The sequence below is a fragment of the Streptomyces sp. NPDC002868 genome (assembly GCF_055563295.1).
Window position 1 is genome coordinate 103,200 of the sequence record NZ_JBVHDR010000001.1, and the last position, 17,832, is coordinate 121,031.

The 17,832-nt window shown below is 69.8% G+C and carries 14 protein-coding genes, 1 pseudogene and 1 riboswitch; of the genes and pseudogenes, 10 read left to right on the forward strand and 5 right to left on the reverse strand.

What is annotated here, in order from left to right:
* The first annotated feature begins 22 nt into the window (after nt 1-22).
* The 4 genes from ACZ3H8_RS00430 (at nt 23) to ACZ3H8_RS00445 (ending at nt 4,096) form a co-directional block, all read left to right on the forward strand.
* A complete protein-coding gene (locus ACZ3H8_RS00430) occupies nt 23-1,186 on the forward strand; it encodes a sensor histidine kinase (protein WP_467395761.1) in 1,164 nt (387 codons plus the stop codon).
* Entirely contained in the window at nt 1,183-1,857 is a 675-nt protein-coding gene (locus tag ACZ3H8_RS00435; protein WP_398990978.1) for a response regulator transcription factor, read from the forward strand. Before ACZ3H8_RS00430 ends, ACZ3H8_RS00435 begins: the two co-directional genes overlap by 4 nt.
* 98 nt (nt 1,858-1,955) lie before the next feature.
* On the forward strand, nt 1,956-2,507 hold the full coding sequence (locus ACZ3H8_RS00440) for a DUF485 domain-containing protein (protein ID WP_467395764.1): 552 nt from the start codon (nt 1,956-1,958) through the stop codon (nt 2,505-2,507).
* A complete protein-coding gene (locus tag ACZ3H8_RS00445; protein WP_467395766.1) occupies nt 2,504-4,096 on the forward strand; it encodes a solute symporter family protein in 1,593 nt (530 codons plus the stop codon). The genes ACZ3H8_RS00440 and ACZ3H8_RS00445 overlap by 4 nt, the downstream gene beginning before the upstream one ends.
* A 123-nt stretch (nt 4,097-4,219) precedes the next feature.
* Here the strand turns inward: ACZ3H8_RS00445 and ACZ3H8_RS00450 are convergent, their stop codons facing one another.
* Both ACZ3H8_RS00450 and ACZ3H8_RS00455 read right to left on the reverse strand, forming a co-directional pair.
* Nucleotides 4,220-4,900 carry a response regulator gene (locus ACZ3H8_RS00450; RefSeq protein WP_467395768.1) on the reverse strand — a complete coding sequence of 227 codons (681 nt, stop codon included), beginning with the start codon at nt 4,898-4,900 and terminating at the stop codon, nt 4,220-4,222.
* Entirely contained in the window at nt 4,897-6,540 is a 1,644-nt protein-coding gene (locus ACZ3H8_RS00455; RefSeq protein WP_467395770.1) for a sensor histidine kinase, read from the reverse strand. The genes ACZ3H8_RS00450 and ACZ3H8_RS00455 overlap by 4 nt, the downstream gene beginning before the upstream one ends.
* A gap of 242 nt (nt 6,541-6,782) precedes the next feature.
* Between ACZ3H8_RS00455 and ACZ3H8_RS00460 the strand changes: the two are divergent.
* A pseudogene (locus ACZ3H8_RS00460) lies at nt 6,783-7,867 on the forward strand (citrate/2-methylcitrate synthase); the annotation flags it as partial.
* 77 nt (nt 7,868-7,944) lie between these two features.
* On the opposite strand, the gene ACZ3H8_RS00465 reads toward ACZ3H8_RS00460, so the two are convergent.
* Together ACZ3H8_RS00465 and ACZ3H8_RS00470 are read right to left on the reverse strand one after the other, a co-directional pair.
* Nucleotides 7,945-8,181: a hypothetical protein gene (locus ACZ3H8_RS00465; protein ID WP_467397863.1), complete on the reverse strand. Its 237-nt coding sequence runs from the start codon at nt 8,179-8,181 to the stop codon at nt 7,945-7,947.
* 145 nt (nt 8,182-8,326) lie between these two features.
* Entirely contained in the window at nt 8,327-8,965 is a 639-nt protein-coding gene (locus tag ACZ3H8_RS00470) for a DUF6082 family protein (RefSeq protein ID WP_467395773.1), read from the reverse strand.
* A gap of 346 nt (nt 8,966-9,311) precedes the next feature.
* Here ACZ3H8_RS00470 and ACZ3H8_RS00475 point away from each other — a divergent pair, with 346 nt between their 5' ends.
* Complete coding sequence (locus ACZ3H8_RS00475) at nt 9,312-10,358, forward strand: CobW family GTP-binding protein (RefSeq protein ID WP_467395775.1); 1,047 nt, start codon at nt 9,312-9,314, stop codon at nt 10,356-10,358.
* Here ACZ3H8_RS00475 and ACZ3H8_RS00480 read toward each other — a convergent pair.
* On the reverse strand, nt 10,355-12,805 hold the full coding sequence (locus ACZ3H8_RS00480; protein WP_467395777.1) for a DNA gyrase/topoisomerase IV subunit A: 2,451 nt from the start codon (nt 12,803-12,805) through the stop codon (nt 10,355-10,357). The two genes, ACZ3H8_RS00475 and ACZ3H8_RS00480, sit on opposite strands and share 4 nt — an antisense overlap.
* A 159-nt stretch (nt 12,806-12,964) precedes the next feature.
* Here ACZ3H8_RS00480 and ACZ3H8_RS00485 point away from each other — a divergent pair, with 159 nt between their 5' ends.
* The 4 genes from ACZ3H8_RS00485 (at nt 12,965) to ACZ3H8_RS00500 (ending at nt 17,747) form a co-directional block, all read left to right on the forward strand.
* The gene (locus ACZ3H8_RS00485) at nt 12,965-14,329 is read left to right on the forward strand and encodes a M16 family metallopeptidase (RefSeq protein WP_467397865.1); all 1,365 of its coding nucleotides are present in this window, start codon (nt 12,965-12,967) and stop codon (nt 14,327-14,329) included.
* A 17-nt stretch (nt 14,330-14,346) separates the two neighbouring features.
* The gene (locus ACZ3H8_RS00490; RefSeq protein ID WP_467397867.1) at nt 14,347-15,714 is read left to right on the forward strand and encodes a M16 family metallopeptidase; all 1,368 of its coding nucleotides are present in this window, start codon (nt 14,347-14,349) and stop codon (nt 15,712-15,714) included.
* A gap of 229 nt (nt 15,715-15,943) precedes the next feature.
* Nucleotides 15,944-16,107, forward strand: a riboswitch (cyclic di-AMP (ydaO/yuaA leader).
* Between the two features lie 13 nt (nt 16,108-16,120).
* A complete protein-coding gene (locus ACZ3H8_RS00495; protein ID WP_467395779.1) occupies nt 16,121-16,891 on the forward strand; it encodes a M23 family metallopeptidase in 771 nt (256 codons plus the stop codon).
* 178 nt (nt 16,892-17,069) lie between these two features.
* A complete protein-coding gene (locus ACZ3H8_RS00500; RefSeq protein ID WP_467395781.1) occupies nt 17,070-17,747 on the forward strand; it encodes a GntR family transcriptional regulator in 678 nt (225 codons plus the stop codon).
* Nucleotides 17,748-17,832: the final 85 nt, after the last annotated feature.

The window sequence follows — 17,832 nt, forward strand, 5'->3', positions numbered from 1 at the left end:
GGGCGACGGAGGGGGACCCGACGTGCCCAGCAGCCAGTGGACCGAGTGGCCCACGCGGGAAGCGCTGTCCCGGGTGGGCGTACCGCGTGTGCGCATCGCCCTCGACGTCGCCGTGCTGGCCTCCATGGCGGCCTGGGCCGTCTCCAGCGCGTACGCATCGGGCGCCTTCCACGGTTGGCGAGCGGTGCTTCCGGCGCTCGGCCTGCTCTGCTGCACCGCGGCCGTCCTCTGCTACCACCAGACGACCCTGGCCAACCGGCTGCTGCCCTCGCTCGGACTGCTCGCAGCCGTTGCCGCGGTGGGGGCGGGGTCGTACGCCGCCGGAGCGGACGTTCCCTCGGCGGTGCTGTGGATCTCGGCCTCTGTCATGGCGATGGAACGCCTGCCGCCGGCCCCCGGTCTGGTCACCGGCGTGGTGATGGTCAGCTTCTTCGCGCTGATCCAGGACAGCAGCGCCCTGGGGGCCGGGATCACGATGGCCTCCGTGCTGCTCGGCGGCTACTCACTGCGCCTCGACGCCCAGGCCCGCAGCGCCGGCTTCCGGCTGCTCGCCCAGGAGCGGGCCGCGCGCGAGGCCGAGGCCACCTCCGCGGCCCTCGCCGAGCGGGCCCGAATAGCGCGCGAGATCCATGACGTCCTCGCGCACAGCCTCTCCGCGCAGCTCGTGCATCTGGAGGCGGCCCGGCTACAGATTGAACGGGGCCCGGAAGGGCCGTTCCGCGAACAGATCCTGGAGCGGGTGGTGGCCGCCCGGGTGATGGCTCGCGAAGGCCTCGCGGAGACCCGGCAGGCGCTCTCCGCCCTGCGCGGCGAGATGGCTCCCGTCGAGGACTATCTGCGCGAGCTGGGAGTCGCCGACGGGGCGGAGACCGAGGTGACAGGTGAGCGACGGCAGCTGACCGCCGAGGCCTCGCAAGCGGTACGGCGGGTGGCGCAGGAGGCTCTGACCAACGCGCGCAAGCACGCGCCCGGCGCAAAGGTACGCATGCTGCTCGTGTACGAGGACGGCGAAGTGACTTTGGAGGTACGGGATTCGGGAGCCGCCGGCCAAGCCGGTGAGCTCGGGACCTCCGGCTCCGGGTACGGTCTGCTGGGGATGCGCGAACGGGCCGAACTGCTCGGCGGCACCCTGGAGGCGAGACCGGAGGGAGAGGGCTTCGTGGTGCGGCTGCGAGTGCCGGCATGACCGCGCGGATCGCCAGAGTGATCGTCGCCGACGATCAGGCGGTGGTGCGCGAGGGCATTGTGATGCTCCTGGGGTTGCTGCCGGGAATCGAGGTCGTCGGCTCGGCAAAGGACGGCGAGGAAGCCCTCGCCCTGGTCGCCGAACTCGCCCCCGACGTCGTCCTGATGGACCTGCGGATGCCCCGCTGCGACGGGGTCGAGGCGACCCGCCGTATCCGCGGCGAACACCCCGGCACCCAGATCGTCGTGCTCACCACCTATGCCGACGACGACTCGCTCTTCCCGGCCCTGCGGGCGGGAGCGCGCGGCTATCTCACCAAGGACGCCGACGGCGACGAGATCGTACGTGCCATCCAGGACGTCATGGCCGGCCGGGCCGGGCTTTCGCCGGTCGTCCAGCGCCGGCTGCTGGAGCAGGTCACCTCGGCGCCCGAACCCTCAGGGCCGAAGCTGCCCGACGGGCTGACCGCGCGCGAGGGCGAGGTGCTGGCCCTGATCGCGGACGGCCTCACCAACGCGGACATCGCCCGCAGGCTGCACATCTCCACGGCCACCGTGAAGACCCACATCAACAACCTCTTCTCGAAGGCAGGCCTTCACGACCGTGCGCAGGCGGTGCGGTACGCCTACCGGGAAGGCCTCGCGCAGCCACCCGGGTCGGGGATCACCTGATGGGGTGAAGACCGGCGGGAGATGCGTCCGGGATCTTCCTGCTCTGTCCATCCTTGTACACGCGGCCGAAACGGTTCGCCGACAAGGAGAGTTGATCGGTGGAGAAGCAGGAAGGGCGGGACGCCGCGGGGGTACGGCTCGATGACCCGTGGTACGACGCGCTGGCCTCCGGCTGGGGCGAGCTGGACGGCACAGGTGCCCCCGCGCCCGTCCTGCCGCCGCAGTCCGCGGACCGGCAGAGCGCCGGGCCGTGCGCGGCCGACATCTATCTTGAAGTGCAGCGCAGCGCCGCCTTCCAGGAGGTGCGCGGGCGCTACCGGAGGTTCGTCGTCCCCGCCGCCCTCGCCTTTCTCACCTGGTACTTGGCGTACGTCGTCGCGGCCACCACGGCTCCCGGGCTGATGGCCCGGCCGGTGGCGGGCGCGGTGAATGTGGCGATGGTCGCCGGGCTCGGACAGTTCCTCACCACCTTCCTGCTGACCTGGGCGTATGCCCGCCATGCGCGGCTGCGCCGGGACCGAGCCGCGCTCGATCTGCGCTGGACCGTGTTCGATCAGACAAGGGTGCAGGAGCAGGCGAGGGCCCAGGAGCAGGCAAGGGCCCAGGAGCAGGCGAGAGCACAGGAGATGACGCGGGGGCACGAGCGTTGAGCGGCGACCACCAGACTCTGGCCCTGCTGCTCTTCAGCGCGTTCATCGCGCTCACCCTCGCCATCACGACCTGGGTGAGCCGCAACAGACGAGGTTCCGCGGAGGAGTTCTACGCGGGCGGGCGGCTTTTCTCCCCCATGGAGAACGGGTTTGCCATCGCCGGCGACTACATGTCCGCCGCCTCGTTCCTCGGCATCTCCGGCCTCATCGCCCTCTACGGCTACGACGGAATGCTTTACTCCGTCGGCTTTCTGGTCGCCTGGCTGGTCGTCCTGCTCCTCGTCGCCGAACTCGTGCGCAACTGCGGCCGGTTCACACTCGCCGATGTCGTCGCATCGAGGATGAGCGAGCGCCCGGTCCGCATCGCGGCGGGAACTTCTTCGGTCGCCGTGTCCGTTCTCTATCTGGTGGCGCAGATGGTGGGGGCCGGCAGCCTCGTCTCGCTGCTGCTGGGCGGTACGAGCGAAGCCGCGCGCTCGTGGACCGTGATCGGCGTGGGTGCACTGATGGTGATCTATGTGTCGTTGGGAGGGATGCGAGCCACCACCTGGATCCAGATCGTGAAAGCCGTGCTGCTGATGGCCGGCGCGATCGCGATGACCGTGCTCGTACTGACCCGCTTCCACGGCGACTTCAACCAACTGCTGAACTCCGCCGCCGAACGGAGCGGCCACGGCAAGGACTTTCTCTCGCCCGGCCTCAAGTACGGCGGGAACTGGACCGCGCGCCTCGACTTCATCAGCCTCGGCCTGGCGCTTGTCCTGGGCACGGCGGGGCTGCCGCACATCCTGTCCCGCTTCTACACCGTGCCGACCGCGCGGGCCGCTCGCCGCTCGGTCGTCTGGTCGATCGGCCTCATCGGCAGCTTCTATCTGATGACGATCGTGCTCGGCTTCGGCGCGGCCGCGGTGGTGGGCTCCGATGCGGTACGGGCGTCGAACGCCGCTGGGAACACGGCGGTTCCGCTGCTCTCCCTCGATCTGGGCGGAGGCGCCGGATCGACCGGCGGCACGGTTCTCTTCGCGGTGGTCGCGGCCGTGGCCTTCGCGACGATCCTCGCCGTCGTCGCCGGTATCACCCTCGCCTCCTCGGCCTCGGTCGCCCACGACCTGTACGCCTCACTCAAGCGGCGCCACTCCAAGCAGCGCAGCGAGGTCGCCGTCGCCCGGGTCGCCGCGGTAGCCATCGGGGCGGCCGCCATTGCGCTCGGGCTGCTCGCCCGCGATCTGAACGTCGCGTTCCTGGTGGGCCTGGCCTTCGCGGTCGCCGCCTCCGCCAATCTGCCCGTACTGCTCTACTCGCTGTTCTGGCGGAACTTCACCACGCGCGGCGCGGTGTGGTCGGTGTACGGCGGGCTGATTCCGGCGGTGCTGCTTGTGGTGTTCTCGCCGGTCGTGACGGGCAGCCCGGAGGCGCTCTTCCCGGGGGTGGACTTCCATGTCTTCCCGTTGCAGAACCCGGGGCTGGTCTCCATCCCGCTGGGCTTCCTGGCGGGCTGGATCGGCACCGTGACGTCTGCTGAGCCGCCGGACGCCGCGAAGCACGCGGAGACAGAGGTGCGGTCGCTCACGGGCGCGGGAGCGGTCTGAAGCTCGCGGCGCGGTCGAAGGCCACCCGCGGACCGGTCTTCTCAGATGCTCGCCGACGAAAGCCGCCTGCGGACCGGTCTTCTCAGATGCTCGCCGACGAAAGCCGCCTGCGGACCGGTCTTCTCAGATGCTCGCCGACCAGAGGTACCGGTGTTCCGGGCGGCCCGTCTCGCCGTACTTCAGGCTCAGTTGCACTCGGCTCGCCCGCTCCAGCAGCTTCAGATAGCGCTGCGCCGTTTGCCGGCTCACCCCCGCACGCTCCGCGATCTCCTGGGTGGACAGCGGTCCTTCGGCGGCCAGCAGTACCTGGCGCACCAGCTCGGCGGTCGTCGGCGAGTGGCCCTTGGGCAGGTCCGGGGCGATCGAGCCGGCCGACAGTGCCCCGAAGATCCGGTCCACCTCGGCCTGTTCGGCCTCACCGCCGCCCTCCAGGGTGCGGCGGAGCGAGGCGTACGCCTCCAACTTGGCGCGCAGGCCCGCGAAGTTGAACGGTTTCACCAGGTACTGGAGCGCGCCATGGCGCATCGCCGCCTGGACAGTGGCCACATCCCGGGCCGCGGTCACCATGATCACATCGGTCTGGTGGCCCAGCCTGCGCAGCTCGCGTACGACCGCGAGCCCGTTCCCGTCCGGCAGATAGTGGTCGAGCAGGATCAGATCCACCGGACTGTCGGCGATCCGGGCGAGTGCCTCGGCCGCCGAGTAGGCCTTCGCGGAGACTCGGAAGCCGGCCACCTTGGACACATAGGCCGCGTTGATCTCCGCGACCCTGATGTCGTCGTCCACCACCAGTACATCGATCATCGTGCCTCCACGACCGTGGCCAGCCCAGGCTCGGTCAGCGCTTCGGGGAGTACGACGGTGAACTCGGCGCCGCCGCCCGGCGCCTCGCGCACCCGTGCGCTGCCGCCCTGCCGTTCCGCGAGCCTGCGCACCAGCGCCAGGCCGAGTCCGCGCTTGCCGTGGGCAGGGAGTTCCTTGGTGGACCAGCCCTCGGTGAAGATCAACTCCCGCTGTTCGGGCGGGACTCCCGGGCCGCTGTCCGCGATCCGCAGGACGGCCGTACGGCCCTCGGCCCGCAGCTCGACCGCGATCCGCGGGTCCTGCGATCCGGCGGCCGCGTCCAGCGCGTTGTCGATGAGGTTGCCGACGACCGTGACCAGACCGCGCGGGTCCACCAGCCGGTCGGGCAGCAGCGTTCCCGGCGCGATGCGCAGCGAGACGCCGCGCTCCGCCGCTACCGTCGCCTTGCCCACCAGCAGTGCGGCCAGCAGAGGGTCATGGATCTTCTCGGTGACCTGCTCGGCGGTGGCCCGGTGCACGCCGACCACCTCGGTGACGAACTCCACTGCCTCCTCGTGCATCTCCAGTTCGAGGAGTCCCAGCAGGGTGTGCATCCGGTTGGCGTGCTCATGGTCCTGTGCGCGCAGGGCGTCGATCAGTCCGCGGGTCGAGTCCAGCTCGCGGCCGAGCTGCTCCAGCTCGGTGCGGTCGCGCAGGGTGGCGACGGCGCCGCCGTCGTCGGTGGGCATCCGGTTGGCGATCAGCACCCGGTTGCCGCGTACGGTCAGCAGGTCCTCGCCGGTGACCCGGCCGGCCAGTACATCGGTCGTTCGGCCCTCGCCCAGCACCTCGTCGAGCGGCCGCCCCATCGCCTCGTGGCCGAGGCCGAGCAGCCGCTGCGCCTCGTCGTTCATCAGCCGGATCCGGCCCGACCTGTCGAGGGCCACGACCCCTTCCCGGATGCCGTGCAGCATCGCCTCGCGCTCCGCCAGCAGCGCGGAGATGTCGGAGAAGGCCAGGTCGTGCGTCTGCCGCTGGAGCCTGCGGGAGATCAGATAGGCGGCCAGGGCGCCGACGGCCAGTGCCCCGCCGGCGTACGCGAGCAGCCCGGGGATCGCGGCCAGCAGGCGGGCGCGCACACTGTCGTACTCGATGCCGACCGACACCGCGCCGACGATCCTGCCGCTGTCGTCGCGCAGCGGCACCTTTCCGCGGGCGGATCGGCCGAGTGTCCCGCTGTCGATCTCCATCACCTCGTTGCCCGCCAGCGCCGCGCTGGGGTCGGTGGAGACGACCCGGCCTATCTCCTGGGGAGCGGTGTGGGACCAGCGCACCCCGCGCCTGTCCATGATCACGACGTACTCGGCACCGGTGGCCTCCCGGATCCGCTCGGCCTCGGCCTGTACCGGACCGGCAGCCGTCGGCCGTGAGCCGAGCAGCTCGTCGGCGACCTCCGGGGACGCGGTGGTCTCGGCGATGGCGAGCGCCCGGCGCATCGCCTGGTCGTCGAGCTGGGCGCTGAGCGGCGCGAGGAAGAGACCGGTGGCCAGCACAGTGACACCGGTGGCGATGGCCAGCTGCATCAGCAGGACCTGGGAGAAAACCCGCTGCGGCCAGCCGAACCGCCGGCGCCGGGCGGGGGTGGTCGGAACGGGGCTCATGCCTAGGAACGGTAGATGGCCGAGCGGCCTTTCCGAAATTTCCATTTCCCGGTGGGCAGCAAGATCAAGCTGCAGAAGGACGCGGCCAACAGCTCCGACCAGATCAAGCTGACCTGGGGAGCCTCCTCGGACAACACCGGACACCGAGATCATTTGCGCGAGCGATCCGCTGGCACTCGGAGCCGTACGGTCCGCCCGTCGGCGCGGTCTCGGCGTCCCCGGCGACGTCTCGGACGCATCGAATCCTCCGCCCGCTCACGGCAACGGCCTGGGCGGGCGGGGGCCGTCGTACTGCCCGCTCGGACGCATCCGCCGCCGAGAAGCGCGGCTTCGAGGACGTCTGGCATCTGATGTTCTACGGCGAGCTGCCGGACGCGGCGCAGCGTGCGGCCTTCGAGGAGTACACCGCGTCCCTGCGTCATCTACCCGACGACGTCCGCGCCGCACTGCCCGCCATAGCCCGCTCGTGCGCGCTGTCCGGGCCGCTCGCCGGACTGCGCACCGCGCTCTCCCTGCTGGGAGCCTCCGCGGGGCTGCGCCCGGTGTACGACCTCGACGCCGACCGTCGCCGGACGGACGCGCTCGCCGCGTGTGCGACGGTGCCGAGGCTGATCACCGCGCTGTACCGGCTGGGCGAGGGACTGGAGCCGGTCGAACCACGTGACGACCTGCTGTACGCCGCCAACTACCTCTACATGCTGACCGGTTCCGAGCCGGAACCGGCGCAGGCCCGGGCGGTCGAGCAGTACCTCGTCTCCACCGTCGACCACGGCTTCATCGCCTCGACCTTCACGGCTCGCGTGATCACCTCCACCGGAGTCGATGTGGCCGCCTGCCTGGTGGGAGCAATCGGCGCGCTCTCGGGTCCCCTGCACGGCGGCGCCCCGAACCGGGCCCCCTCGACACCCTCGATGCGATCGGCACGCCGGAGCGTATCGACCCCTGGATCAGGGAACGGGTCCTGGCGGGGGAGCGGATCACGGGCTTCGGCCATCCCGTCTACCGCACCGAGGACCCTCGCTCGCGAATGCTGCGGGGGATCGCCGAGCGCTTCGGCGGACCTCTGGTGGAGTTCGCGGTCCAGGTGGAGGCGCGCGTCGAGGCGATCCTCGCCGAACTCGAGCCGGGCCGCGAACTGCACACCAATGTGGAGTTCTACGCCGGGGTGGTCATGGAGCTGTGCGGGCTGCCGCGTGAGATGTTCACGCCCACGTTCTGTGCGGCCAGGGTCGTCGGCTGGAGCGCCAACATCCTTGAGCCGGCGGCGGACTCGAAGATCATCCGCCCGGCGGCCCGCTATGTCGGACCGCCGCCGCCCCAGCTCGTGTTTCGGCAGTGTCCTGACCCATGCCGCGGCCCGGCACCGCTTGGCGGTACCGGGCTGTGTGCGCTTGCCGTACGGGGTCAGGCGTCAGGGATGTCGGCCTTCGCGCGAACAAGGGTCTCGCGGCTCACCACCACGATCCGCTCGTATTCGGCACGCCCTGCGTCGGGCGGGAGCTCACTGTCGAGGACAGCGGTGACGTCTGTCCCGATGACGGCGAAATTGCCGTCACTCAACTCGAAAATATCGGGACAAGTCTGACCCGAAAGGCTTCCGCGCTCGCGTGGGGAAGCGCCAATTCTGCGCACGATCTTCAACGGGTGGCCGTTCCTAGGTTTCTGGTTGCAGGCAATCCGGCCAGGTAACTCCTCCAGCTCCCTCAAGGTATTCGGCTTGGTCATACCGTTACCCGAATGGAGGGCACGGGGCGGGCAAACTGCGTAAAAGGCCCGGCCGCGCCCGTCACGGCGGATCGGTCCACCAGTTCGCACGGTCCAGGCGCTGCCTCGCGATGATGCCGTCGACCACGCGGCCGAGCTGTGCCTCGCGCGACTCGTATCTCAGACTGGCGCGGTGATGGCTCGTCATCTCCCAGAACTCGCGGAAGATGGCGTTCTGGCAGATGACCCGGAGATGTCCGTACACCTCCGTTTCGTTCGTCGAGCCGATCTGGTACGCGTGGAGGACGTTGTTGTAGACGGCGTTGGCGAAGAGATACTGCCGTTGCTTCACCAGCGGGACCTCAAGCTCATAGGTGTCCAGTACGGCGACCAGATCCGGGTCCTCCATCGCCTTGCTCAGCAGTTCGAACTGAAGGCGGTGCTGATTCGTCAGGGCGCTGCGCTCGTGAAAGCCGTTCGCCTGGGCCATGTGCTTGAGCTGAATGCTCAGATTGGTGTTCTGGCGGTGCAGCTGTCGGTGCTGGACCGCCAGGGCGATGACCACCGCGCCGAACGCAAGGCCGGAGAACACGGCGTTGGCGGGTGAGACGTCGGTGTCCGGAGAGAGTTCGTGCATCACTGCACCGATTGCCAGACTGAGGGCCGCGACCAGCGTGATCACCCCGACTGTGGCAGCGATCCCCAGTGCGATCGCTGCCACGACCCCCCTTTGCGGCTCACTTCCCTGTGTGGTCATGTCAACCCCCGATCCACAGGCGGCCGTTCGCTGGGCACCGGGCAGGGACGTGCTGAGGGCCGGCGAGCGGTCGCAGTCTGCGCGTGCTGTCGCCCTGCCGCCGAGCGGCTCTGATCGGTGAAGGGCGAGAAGTGGAGGCGAGGATGAACCAGTCGCCGTCCCAAGGAGGTTGCCCGGCGGGCGGCTGGAGCAATCGCGTACCTGAACGCCTGACACGAAGATTTTGGCCGATGAGGGCGGCAGGGGCGCAACATTTGCCGCCTCCAGCCACGGGAGTAACTGAATATCGGGTCGACTACGATCCTTGTGCGTGGCAAGAAAACCGATACCTGTCGTCGTTCTCGCGGGCTTCCTGGGATCCGGCAAGACGACCTTGCTCAACCATCTGCTGCGAGCGAGCCGCGGCACCCGGATCGGCGCGATCGTCAATGACTTCGGCTCCATCGAGATCGACGCCATGACCGTGGCCGGTCAGCTGGGCGATTCCACCGTCTCCCTCGGCAACGGGTGTCTGTGCTGCGCGGTCGACGCGAGCGAGCTGGACGTCTTCCTCGACAAGCTCACCCGACCCGCCGCTCGCCTTGATGTGATCGTCATCGAGGCCAGCGGACTCGCTGAGCCGCAGGAACTCGTCCGCATGCTTCTGGCCAGCGACAACGAGCGCATCGTCTACGGCGGACTCGTCCAGGTCGTCGACGCAGCCGAGTTCGACGGGACACGGGAGCGGCACCCCGAGATCGACCGGCATCTCGGCATCGCCGATCTGATCGTGCTGAACAAGGCGGACCGTATCGGTGAGGCCGCCGGTCAGCGGTTGCTCGAGAAGACCGCTTCTCTCGCCGGGGGAGCCGCCGTGATGCCGGCGACGTACGGGCGGATCGACCCGGAACTGCTCTTCGAGTGCCGCCCCCGGACCGAGCGCGTGGGGCAGCTGTCGTTCGAGGATCTCCACGACGACGACCAGGATCACGACGATCACGACGGCCATCTGCACACCGCCTACGAGACCGTCTCCTTCAGTTCGGCCGAGCCCCTCCACCCGCGCAGGCTGCTGGACTTTCTCGACTCGCGGCCCGACGGCCTCTACCGCATCAAGGGCTTTGTCGACTTCGGCTTGCCCGACCCGCGCAACCGGTATGCCGTCCACGCCGTCGGCCGTTTTCTCCGGTTCTATCCGGAGCCTTGGCCGGACGGCGCGCAGCGGGCGACCCAGCTGGTCCTGATCGGCTCCGGCATCGACACCGGAGCCCTGCTCAAGGAACTCGACGCCGCCCGGGTGACCCGGCCGCAGGACGCCCCCGATGAGCACAGCATGTGGGGCGTCCTGCGGTTCGTACAAGAAGAGCCTGCGGGCTAGCTCGCCGGCCCGGCCAGCACCGCCACCGGCGACGTCAGCGGCGTGCCCGAACCGTCGCGGCGCGGGTCGATCTCCGGCAGCTCGGCCGGTGCGCCGTTCTTCTGCGCGGCCCGCGCCGGAGCCGCGCCCGCCCAGGCCAGTACGAGCACGTCCTCGCCCTTGAGGAACCGCTGGCAGCGCACTCCGCCCGTGGCCCGCCCCTTGCGGGGGTACTGGTCGAAGGGCGTCAGCTTCGCCGTCATCACCGAGTCGTCCAGCGTGCCGTGCGAGCCGGCGACCGTGAACACCACCGCGTCCCCGGCCGGGTCCACCGCCGTGAACGAGATCACCTCGGCGCCGTCCGTCAGCTTGATGCCGGCCATGCCGCCCGCCGCCCGGCCCTGCGGCCGCACCTGCGAGGCCGGGTAGCGCAGCAACTGGGCATCGGAGGTGATGAAGACCAGGTCCTCATCGCCCGTACGCAGCTCGGCGCCGCCGACGACCCGGTCGCCGTCCCTGAGGGAGATGACCTCCAACTCGTCCTTGTTCGCGGGGTAGTCGGGCACCACACGCTTGACGACACCCTGCAGGGTGCCGAGCGCCAGGCCCGGCGAGGACTCGTCGAGCGTGGTGAGGCAGACGATCCGCTCGTCCGCCTCCAGCGACAGGAACTCCGAGACCGGCGCCCCGCCCGAGAGGTTGGGCGTCGAAGCGGTGTCCGGCAGCTGCGGCAGATCGATCACCGAGATCCGCAGCAGCCGCCCGGCCGACGTCACCGCGCCCACGTCGCCGCGCTGCGTCGCGGGTACCGCGGAGACGATCACATCGTGCTTGGCGCGTCTGCCTCCCTCGTCCGCCGGCGGCTCGCCCGTGGCCGTACGGGCCAGCAGACCCGTCGAGGACATCAGCACCCGGCACGGGTCGTCCGCGACCTCGAGCGCCACCGCGGCGATCGGCGTGCTCGCCGACTCCAGCAGCACGGTGCGCCGCTCGGTGCCGAACTTCTTCGCCACCGCGGCCAGTTCCCCCGAGACCAGCTTGCGCAGCTCGGCGTCCGAGTCCAGGATCCCGGTCAGCTCGTCGATCTCGCCGTTCAGCCGGTCGCGCTCGCTCTCCAGCTCGATGCGGTCGAACTTGGTCAGCCGACGCAGCGGGGTGTCCAGGATGTACTGGGTCTGGATGTCGCTGAGCGAGAAGCGCTCGATCAGCCGCTCCTTCGCCTGCGCGGAGTTCTCGCTCGACCGGATGAGACGGATGACCTCGTCGATGTCGATCAGCGCGACGAGCAGGCCCTCGACCAGGTGCAGCCGGTCGCGCCGCTTGGTCCGCCGGAACTCGCTGCGCCGGCGCACGACCTCGAAGCGGTGGTCGAGGTAGACCTCGAGCAGCTCCTTGAGCCCCAGCGTGAGCGGCTGCCCGTCCACCAGCGCCACGTTGTTGATGCCGAAGGACTCCTCCATCGGCGTCAGCTTGTAGAGCTGCTCCAGCACGGCCTCCGGAATGAAGCCGTTCTTGACCTCGATGACCAGACGCAGACCGTGCGAGCGGTCGGTGAGGTCCTTGACGTCCGCGATGCCCTGGAGCTTCTTCGACGAGACCAGGTCCTTGATCTTGGCGATCACCTTCTCCGGGCCGACGGTGAAGGGCAGTTCGGTGACGACCAGGCCCTTGCGGCGCGCCGTGACGTCCTCCACGGAGACCGTCGCGCGGATCTTGAAGGTGCCGCGCCCCGTTTCGTACGCATCCTTGATGCCGGTCAGGCCCACGATCCGGCCGCCGGTCGGCAGGTCGGGCCCCGGGACCAGGCGCATCAGCGTCTCGAGGTCCGCGCCCGGGTGCTTGATCAGATGGCGGGCGGCGGCGATGACCTCGCCCAGATTGTGCGGCGGCATGTTCGTCGCCATGCCGACCGCGATCCCCGACGCGCCGTTGACCAGCAGATTCGGGTAGGCGGCGGGGAGAGCGACGGGCTCGCGCTCCTGGCCGTCGTAGTTCGACTGGAAGTCGACGGTGTCCTCGTCGATCGACTCGGTCATCAGCGACGTCGCGTCTGCCATCCGGCACTCGGTGTACCGCATGGCGGCCGGCGGGTCGTCATTGCCGAGCGAGCCGAAGTTGCCGTGCCCGTCGACCAGTGGCAGGCGCATCGAGAACGGCTGCGCCATCCGCACCAGGGCGTCGTAGATCGACGCGTCGCCGTGCGGGTGCAACTTACCCATGACCTCGCCGACGACACGGGCGCACTTCACATAGCCCCGGTCGGGGCGCAGGCCCATCTCGTTCATCTGGTACACGATCCGGCGGTGCACCGGCTTCATGCCGTCACGTGCGTCCGGCAGGGCCCGGGAGTAGATCACCGAGTACGCGTACTCGAGGAAGGAGCCCTGCATTTCGTCCACCACGTCGATGTCGAGGATCCTCTCCTCGAAATCGTCCGGCGGCGGGGTCTTCGTGCTGCGGCGGGCCATCGCGGCTGCTGCTCCTTCGCGTACCAGGTCTGGAACTGACGCCGACCATTGTGGACCGTCCCACTGACAACGCCGACCGCGACCCGGGAACTTCGCCAGGTGTCAGCGCGCTTGCATACAGTGGCAGGACTTCTCCATATCGCGATCGAAGGGACGTACATGCCCATGGGTCACACGGCCACAGCGCAGGCCGGTTCCGGCGGCCTGACAGCGACTGAGCACCGGCTGGCCAACGGCCTGCGCGTGGTGCTCTCCGAGGACCACCTGACCCCGGTCGCCGCTGTCTGCCTCTGGTACGACGTCGGCTCACGCCACGAGGTCAAGGGCCGTACCGGCCTCGCCCACCTCTTCGAGCACCTGATGTTCCAGGGCTCGGGCCAGGTGACGGGGAACGGCCACTTCGAGCTGGTGCAGGGCGCCGGTGGCTCGCTGAACGGCACCACCAGCTTCGAGCGCACCAACTACTTCGAGACGATGCCCACACACCAGCTGGAACTGGCGCTCTGGCTGGAAGCCGACCGGATGGGCTCGCTGCTCGCCGCGCTCGACGACGAGTCGATGGAGAACCAGCGCGACGTCGTCAAGAACGAGCGCCGCCAGCGGTACGACAACGTTCCGTACGGCACGGCTTTCGAGAAGATGACCGCCCTCGCCTACCCCGAAGGCCACCCGTACCACCACACGCCCATCGGCTCGATGGCCGACCTGGACGCGGCGACCCTCGAGGACGCCCGCACCTTCTTCCGTACGTACTACGCGCCGAACAACGCCGTGCTGTCGGTCGTCGGCGACATCGCCCCGGAGCAGACGCTCGCCTGGATCGAGAAGTACTTCGGCTCCATCCCGGCCCATGACGGAAAGCAGCCGCCCCGTGACGGATCGCTGCCGGAGATCATCGGCGAGCAGCTGCGCGAAGAGGTTGTCGAGGAGGTCCCGGCCCGTGCGCTGATGGCCGCCTACCGCCTGCCGCACGACGGTACGCGCGAGTGCGACGCCGCCGATCTGGCGCTGACCGTCCTCGGCGGCGGCGAGTCGTCCCGGCTGCACAACCGTCTGGTGCGCCGTGACCAGACGGCTGTCGCGGCCGGCTTCGGCCTGCTGCGGCTGGCCGGCGCGCCCTCGCTCGGCTGGCTGGACGTGAAGACGTCCGGCGGCGTGGAAGTCCCGCAGATCGAGGCCGCGGTCGACGAGGAGCTCGCGCGGTTCGCCGCGGAGGGCCCCACGCCCGAGGAGATGGAGCGCGCGCAGGCGCAGTTGGAGCGCGAGTGGCTGGACCGGCTGGGTACGGTCGCGGGCCGCGCCGACGAACTGTGCCGGTACGCAGTGCTGTTCGGTGACCCGCAGCTCGCGCTGACCGCCGTGCAGCGGGTGCTGGACGTCACCGCCGAGGAGGTGCAGGCGGTTGCCCGGGCCAGGCTGCGCCCGGACAACAGGGCAGTGCTGGTCTACGAGCCCATCTCGGCCGACGACGGCGAGGGCGACGACAGCGACGAGACCGACGAGCACGAGGGGACCGACCAGTGAGCGACGCTGCCGTGACCATGCAGTTCCACCCGCAGCCGGCCGCCGGAGAGGCCCGGCCCTGGGCGTTCCCCGCCCCCGAGCGCGGCACGCTGGACAACGGGCTCACGGTGCTGCGCTGCCACCGTCCCGGCCAGCAGGTGGTGGCCGTCGAGATCTGCCTCGACGCGCCGCTGGACGCTGAGCCGGAGGGCCTCGACGGCGTCGCCACGATCATGGCGCGCGCCCTGTCGGAGGGCACCGACAAGCACTCCGCGGAGGAGTTCGCGGCCGAGCTGGAGCGCTGCGGAGCGACGCTCGACTCGCACGCCGACCACCCCGGCGTCCGCGTCTCCCTGGAGGTCCCGGTCTCCCGGCTGCCCAAGGCGCTCGGCCTGCTCGCCGAGGCGCTGCGCGCACCCGCCTTCGCCGACAGTGAGGTGGAGCGGCTCGTACGCAACCGTCTCGACGAGATCCCGCACGAGACGGCCAATCCGGCCCGCCGTGCGGCCAAGGAGCTCTCCAAGCAGCTCTTCCCGGCCTCCCTGCGCATGTCGCGCCCCCGCCAGGGCACGGAGGAGACCGTGGCCAGGATCGACTCCGCGGCCGTGCGGGGCTTCTACGAGGTGCATGTGCGGCCCGCCACGGCCACCGCGGTGATCGTCGGCGACCTCACCGGGGTCGACCTGGACGCCGTGTTGGCGGACACCCTCGGCACCTGGAAGGGCGACAGTGCCACGCCCCGTCCCGTACCGCCGATCACGGCCGACGACACGGGCCGCGTGGTCATCGTGGACCGGCCGGGCGCCGTGCAGACGCAGCTGCTGATCGGCCGCATCGGGGCGGACCGGCACGACCGCGTCTGGCCCGCGCAGGTGCTCGGCGCGTACTGCCTGGGCGGCACCCTCACCTCCCGCCTGGACCGCGTGCTGCGCGAGGAGAAGGGCTACACCTACGGCGTACGGGCCTTCGGCCAGGTACTGCGGTCCGCCCCCGACGGTTCGGGCGCCGCGATGCTCGCCATCAGCGGCTCGGTGGACACCCCCAACACCGGACCGGCGCTGGAGGACCTCTGGAAGGTGCTGCGCACGCTCGCGGCCGAGGGGCTCACCGATGCCGAGCGGGATGTCGCCGTCCAGAACCTGGTGGGCGTCGCCCCGCTGAAGTTCGAGACGGCGGCGTCCGTCGCGGGCACGCTCGCCGATCAGGTCGAGCAGTCCCTCCCGGACGACTACCAGGCGCAGTTGTACGTACGGCTGGCCGAGACCGGCACCGTGGAGGCGACGGCCGCGGCCGTCAACGCCTTCCCGGTGGACCGGCTTGTCACGGTGCTCGTCGGCGACGCCTCGCAGATCGAGGAGCCGGTCAGGGCACTGGGCATCGGTGAAGTGACCGTTGTCACGGGCTGATTGACCGCAAGACGATCCGTCATATCTGGCAAACAACCTAAAACAGACAAGCGGAACCCCGGCCTCCAAAGCGACGCCGGGGTTCTGTCTTATGCCCGGTTTGTTGGAGAGGCTGCCTGTCTGCCCTGTGGCATGCACTACAAAAATGCCTGTCTGTTTGGTGAATGAAAGATGCCCCGCCTAGCGTCGGTCCGGCTGTCCGCCAGTTGCCCGCCGCACCCGCGGCATCGGACAGTCATCGCCGAGTCCCCGTCAGGCGCGAGCCTGGGGAGCCGGGGACCCACTCAGTCCCTGGGGTGAATCGGACGCCTTCGCACCCGTGCGGAGGGGCCCGTAGGAGACCTTCCTGCTCCGAACCCGTCAGCTAACCCGGTAGGCGAGAAGGAAGGAAAGGATCAGCCACTACATGGCGTTCACCCGTGCCACCGGGAAGCATCGTGCCCCGAGCCGTCTGACGCGCAAGAGCGCGAGCATGGCGGGCGTCGCGGCCCTTGCCACCACCGGCGTCATCGGAACCCTCGCTTCCCCGGCGCTCGCCGCCGAGCCCGGTGCCACCGCGGTCGAGGACACCGGCCTGACCCAGATCGTGGCCGCCGACTCGCTCGCCGACCAGATCGCCGACCAGGCCGCCGCCCAGAAGCAGGAGGCCGCCGAGGCCGCCGCCAAGGCGAAGGCCGAGGCTGAGGCCAAGCGCAAGGCCGAGGCCCGCGCCAAGGCTGCCCGCGAGGCCAAGGAGCGCGCCGCCCGTGAGGCCGAGCGCAAGCGCCTCAACTCCTTCGTCTCGCCGATCTCCGGCTCGTACGTCTCCACCGGCTACAAGACCGGCGGCGCCATCTGGTCCTCCGGCAGCCACACAGGCATCGACTTCCACGCGGCGTCCGGCACCACCGTGCACGCGGTCGGCTCCGGCACCGTCGTCGAGGCCGGCTGGGGCGGCGCGTACGGCAACAACGTCGTGATCAAGATGAACGACGGCTCGTACACGCAGTACGGCCATCTCTCGTCGATCAGCGTCTCTGTGGGCCAGAGCGTCACCCCTGGCCAGCGGATCGGCCTCTCCGGTGCGACCGGCAACACCTCCGGGCCGCACCTCCACTTCGAGGCCCGCACCAGCCCGGAGTACGGCTCCGACATCAACCCGGTCGCGTACCTGCGCGCGCACGGCGTCGGCGTCTGAGCGACACCCGAGTGGACGAAGGCCCTGGCCGCCGCCGGGGCCTTCGGCGTTCGGTCCTCTGGCCAAAAGATATCCATGAATTTCCAGGTGCCATCGGAAAATCCGGCCCACTGCAATAGAGTCACCGAACAGGCGTCAATCGGCTGCGTTTCGCGCGGATTAAAGCGGAGGTTCGGTCATGCGCATTCCCGCGCACTCGGTATGCACAGCGATCCGCGACGACATCGTCTCCGGTGTATTCGAGCGCGGCAGCCGGCTCACCGAGGAGCAGCTGGCGCGCCGCTACGGCGTCTCCCGGGTCCCCGTGCGGGAGGCCCTGCGCACGCTGGAGTCCGAGGGTTTCGTCACCACCCGCCGCCACGCCGGCGCCTGCGTCGCCGAGCCCACCGAGCAGGAGGCGGCCGACCTGCTGGAGGTCCGGATGCTGCTGGAGCCGCTGGGCGCTGCCCGGGCCGCCAAGCGCCGTACGGAAGCGCACCTCAAAGTCCTGCGTGGTCTGGTCAGACTGGGGCAGGAGCGGGCCCGCCGTGGCCAGGGCGAGGATCTGCGCTCGCTGGGCGGCTGGTTCCACGAGACGCTCGCCCAGGCCTCCGGCAGCCCCGGCCTGACCGCCCTGCTCACCCAGCTGCGGCACAAGATCACTTGGATGTACGCCGTCGACCAGCCCGCCAAGCCCATCGAGTCCTGGGCCGAGCACGGCGCGATCGTGGACGCCGTGGCGCGCGGCGATGTGGAACGGGCGCGGGCGCTGACCGCGCTGCACGCCGAGCGGGCCACGGCCGCGCACCGGCTGCGCCGTCCCGAGCGGGTGAGGACTTCGCAACATGCCGTAAACACCGCGAGCGCCCGCAATTAACAGCCGCACCGTATACAAAGAGAAGATATTCGTGGGGCGGATTTTATGCTGCCCGAATTCATGGTTCCCGGACCGCAAAAAAGCG

Bases quoted from the DNA above. Each gene is read 5' to 3' on its own strand.
- ACZ3H8_RS00435 (WP_398990978.1), top strand. From the start codon at position 1,183: ATGACCGCGCGGATCGCCAGAGTGATCGTCGCCGACGATCAGGCGGTG.
- ACZ3H8_RS00450 (WP_467395768.1), bottom strand. From the start codon at position 4,900: ATGATCGATGTACTGGTGGTGGACGACGACATCAGGGTCGCGGAGATC.
- ACZ3H8_RS00455 (WP_467395770.1), bottom strand. From the start codon at position 6,540: ATGAGCCCCGTTCCGACCACCCCCGCCCGGCGCCGGCGGTTCGGCTGG.
- ACZ3H8_RS00480 (WP_467395777.1), bottom strand. From the start codon at position 12,805: ATGGCCCGCCGCAGCACGAAGACCCCGCCGCCGGACGATTTCGAGGAG.
- ACZ3H8_RS00485 (WP_467397865.1), top strand. From the start codon at position 12,965: ATGCCCATGGGTCACACGGCCACAGCGCAGGCCGGTTCCGGCGGCCTG.
- ACZ3H8_RS00490 (WP_467397867.1), top strand. From the start codon at position 14,347: ATGCAGTTCCACCCGCAGCCGGCCGCCGGAGAGGCCCGGCCCTGGGCG.
- ACZ3H8_RS00495 (WP_467395779.1), top strand. From the start codon at position 16,121: ATGGCGTTCACCCGTGCCACCGGGAAGCATCGTGCCCCGAGCCGTCTG.
- ACZ3H8_RS00500 (WP_467395781.1), top strand. From the start codon at position 17,070: ATGCGCATTCCCGCGCACTCGGTATGCACAGCGATCCGCGACGACATC.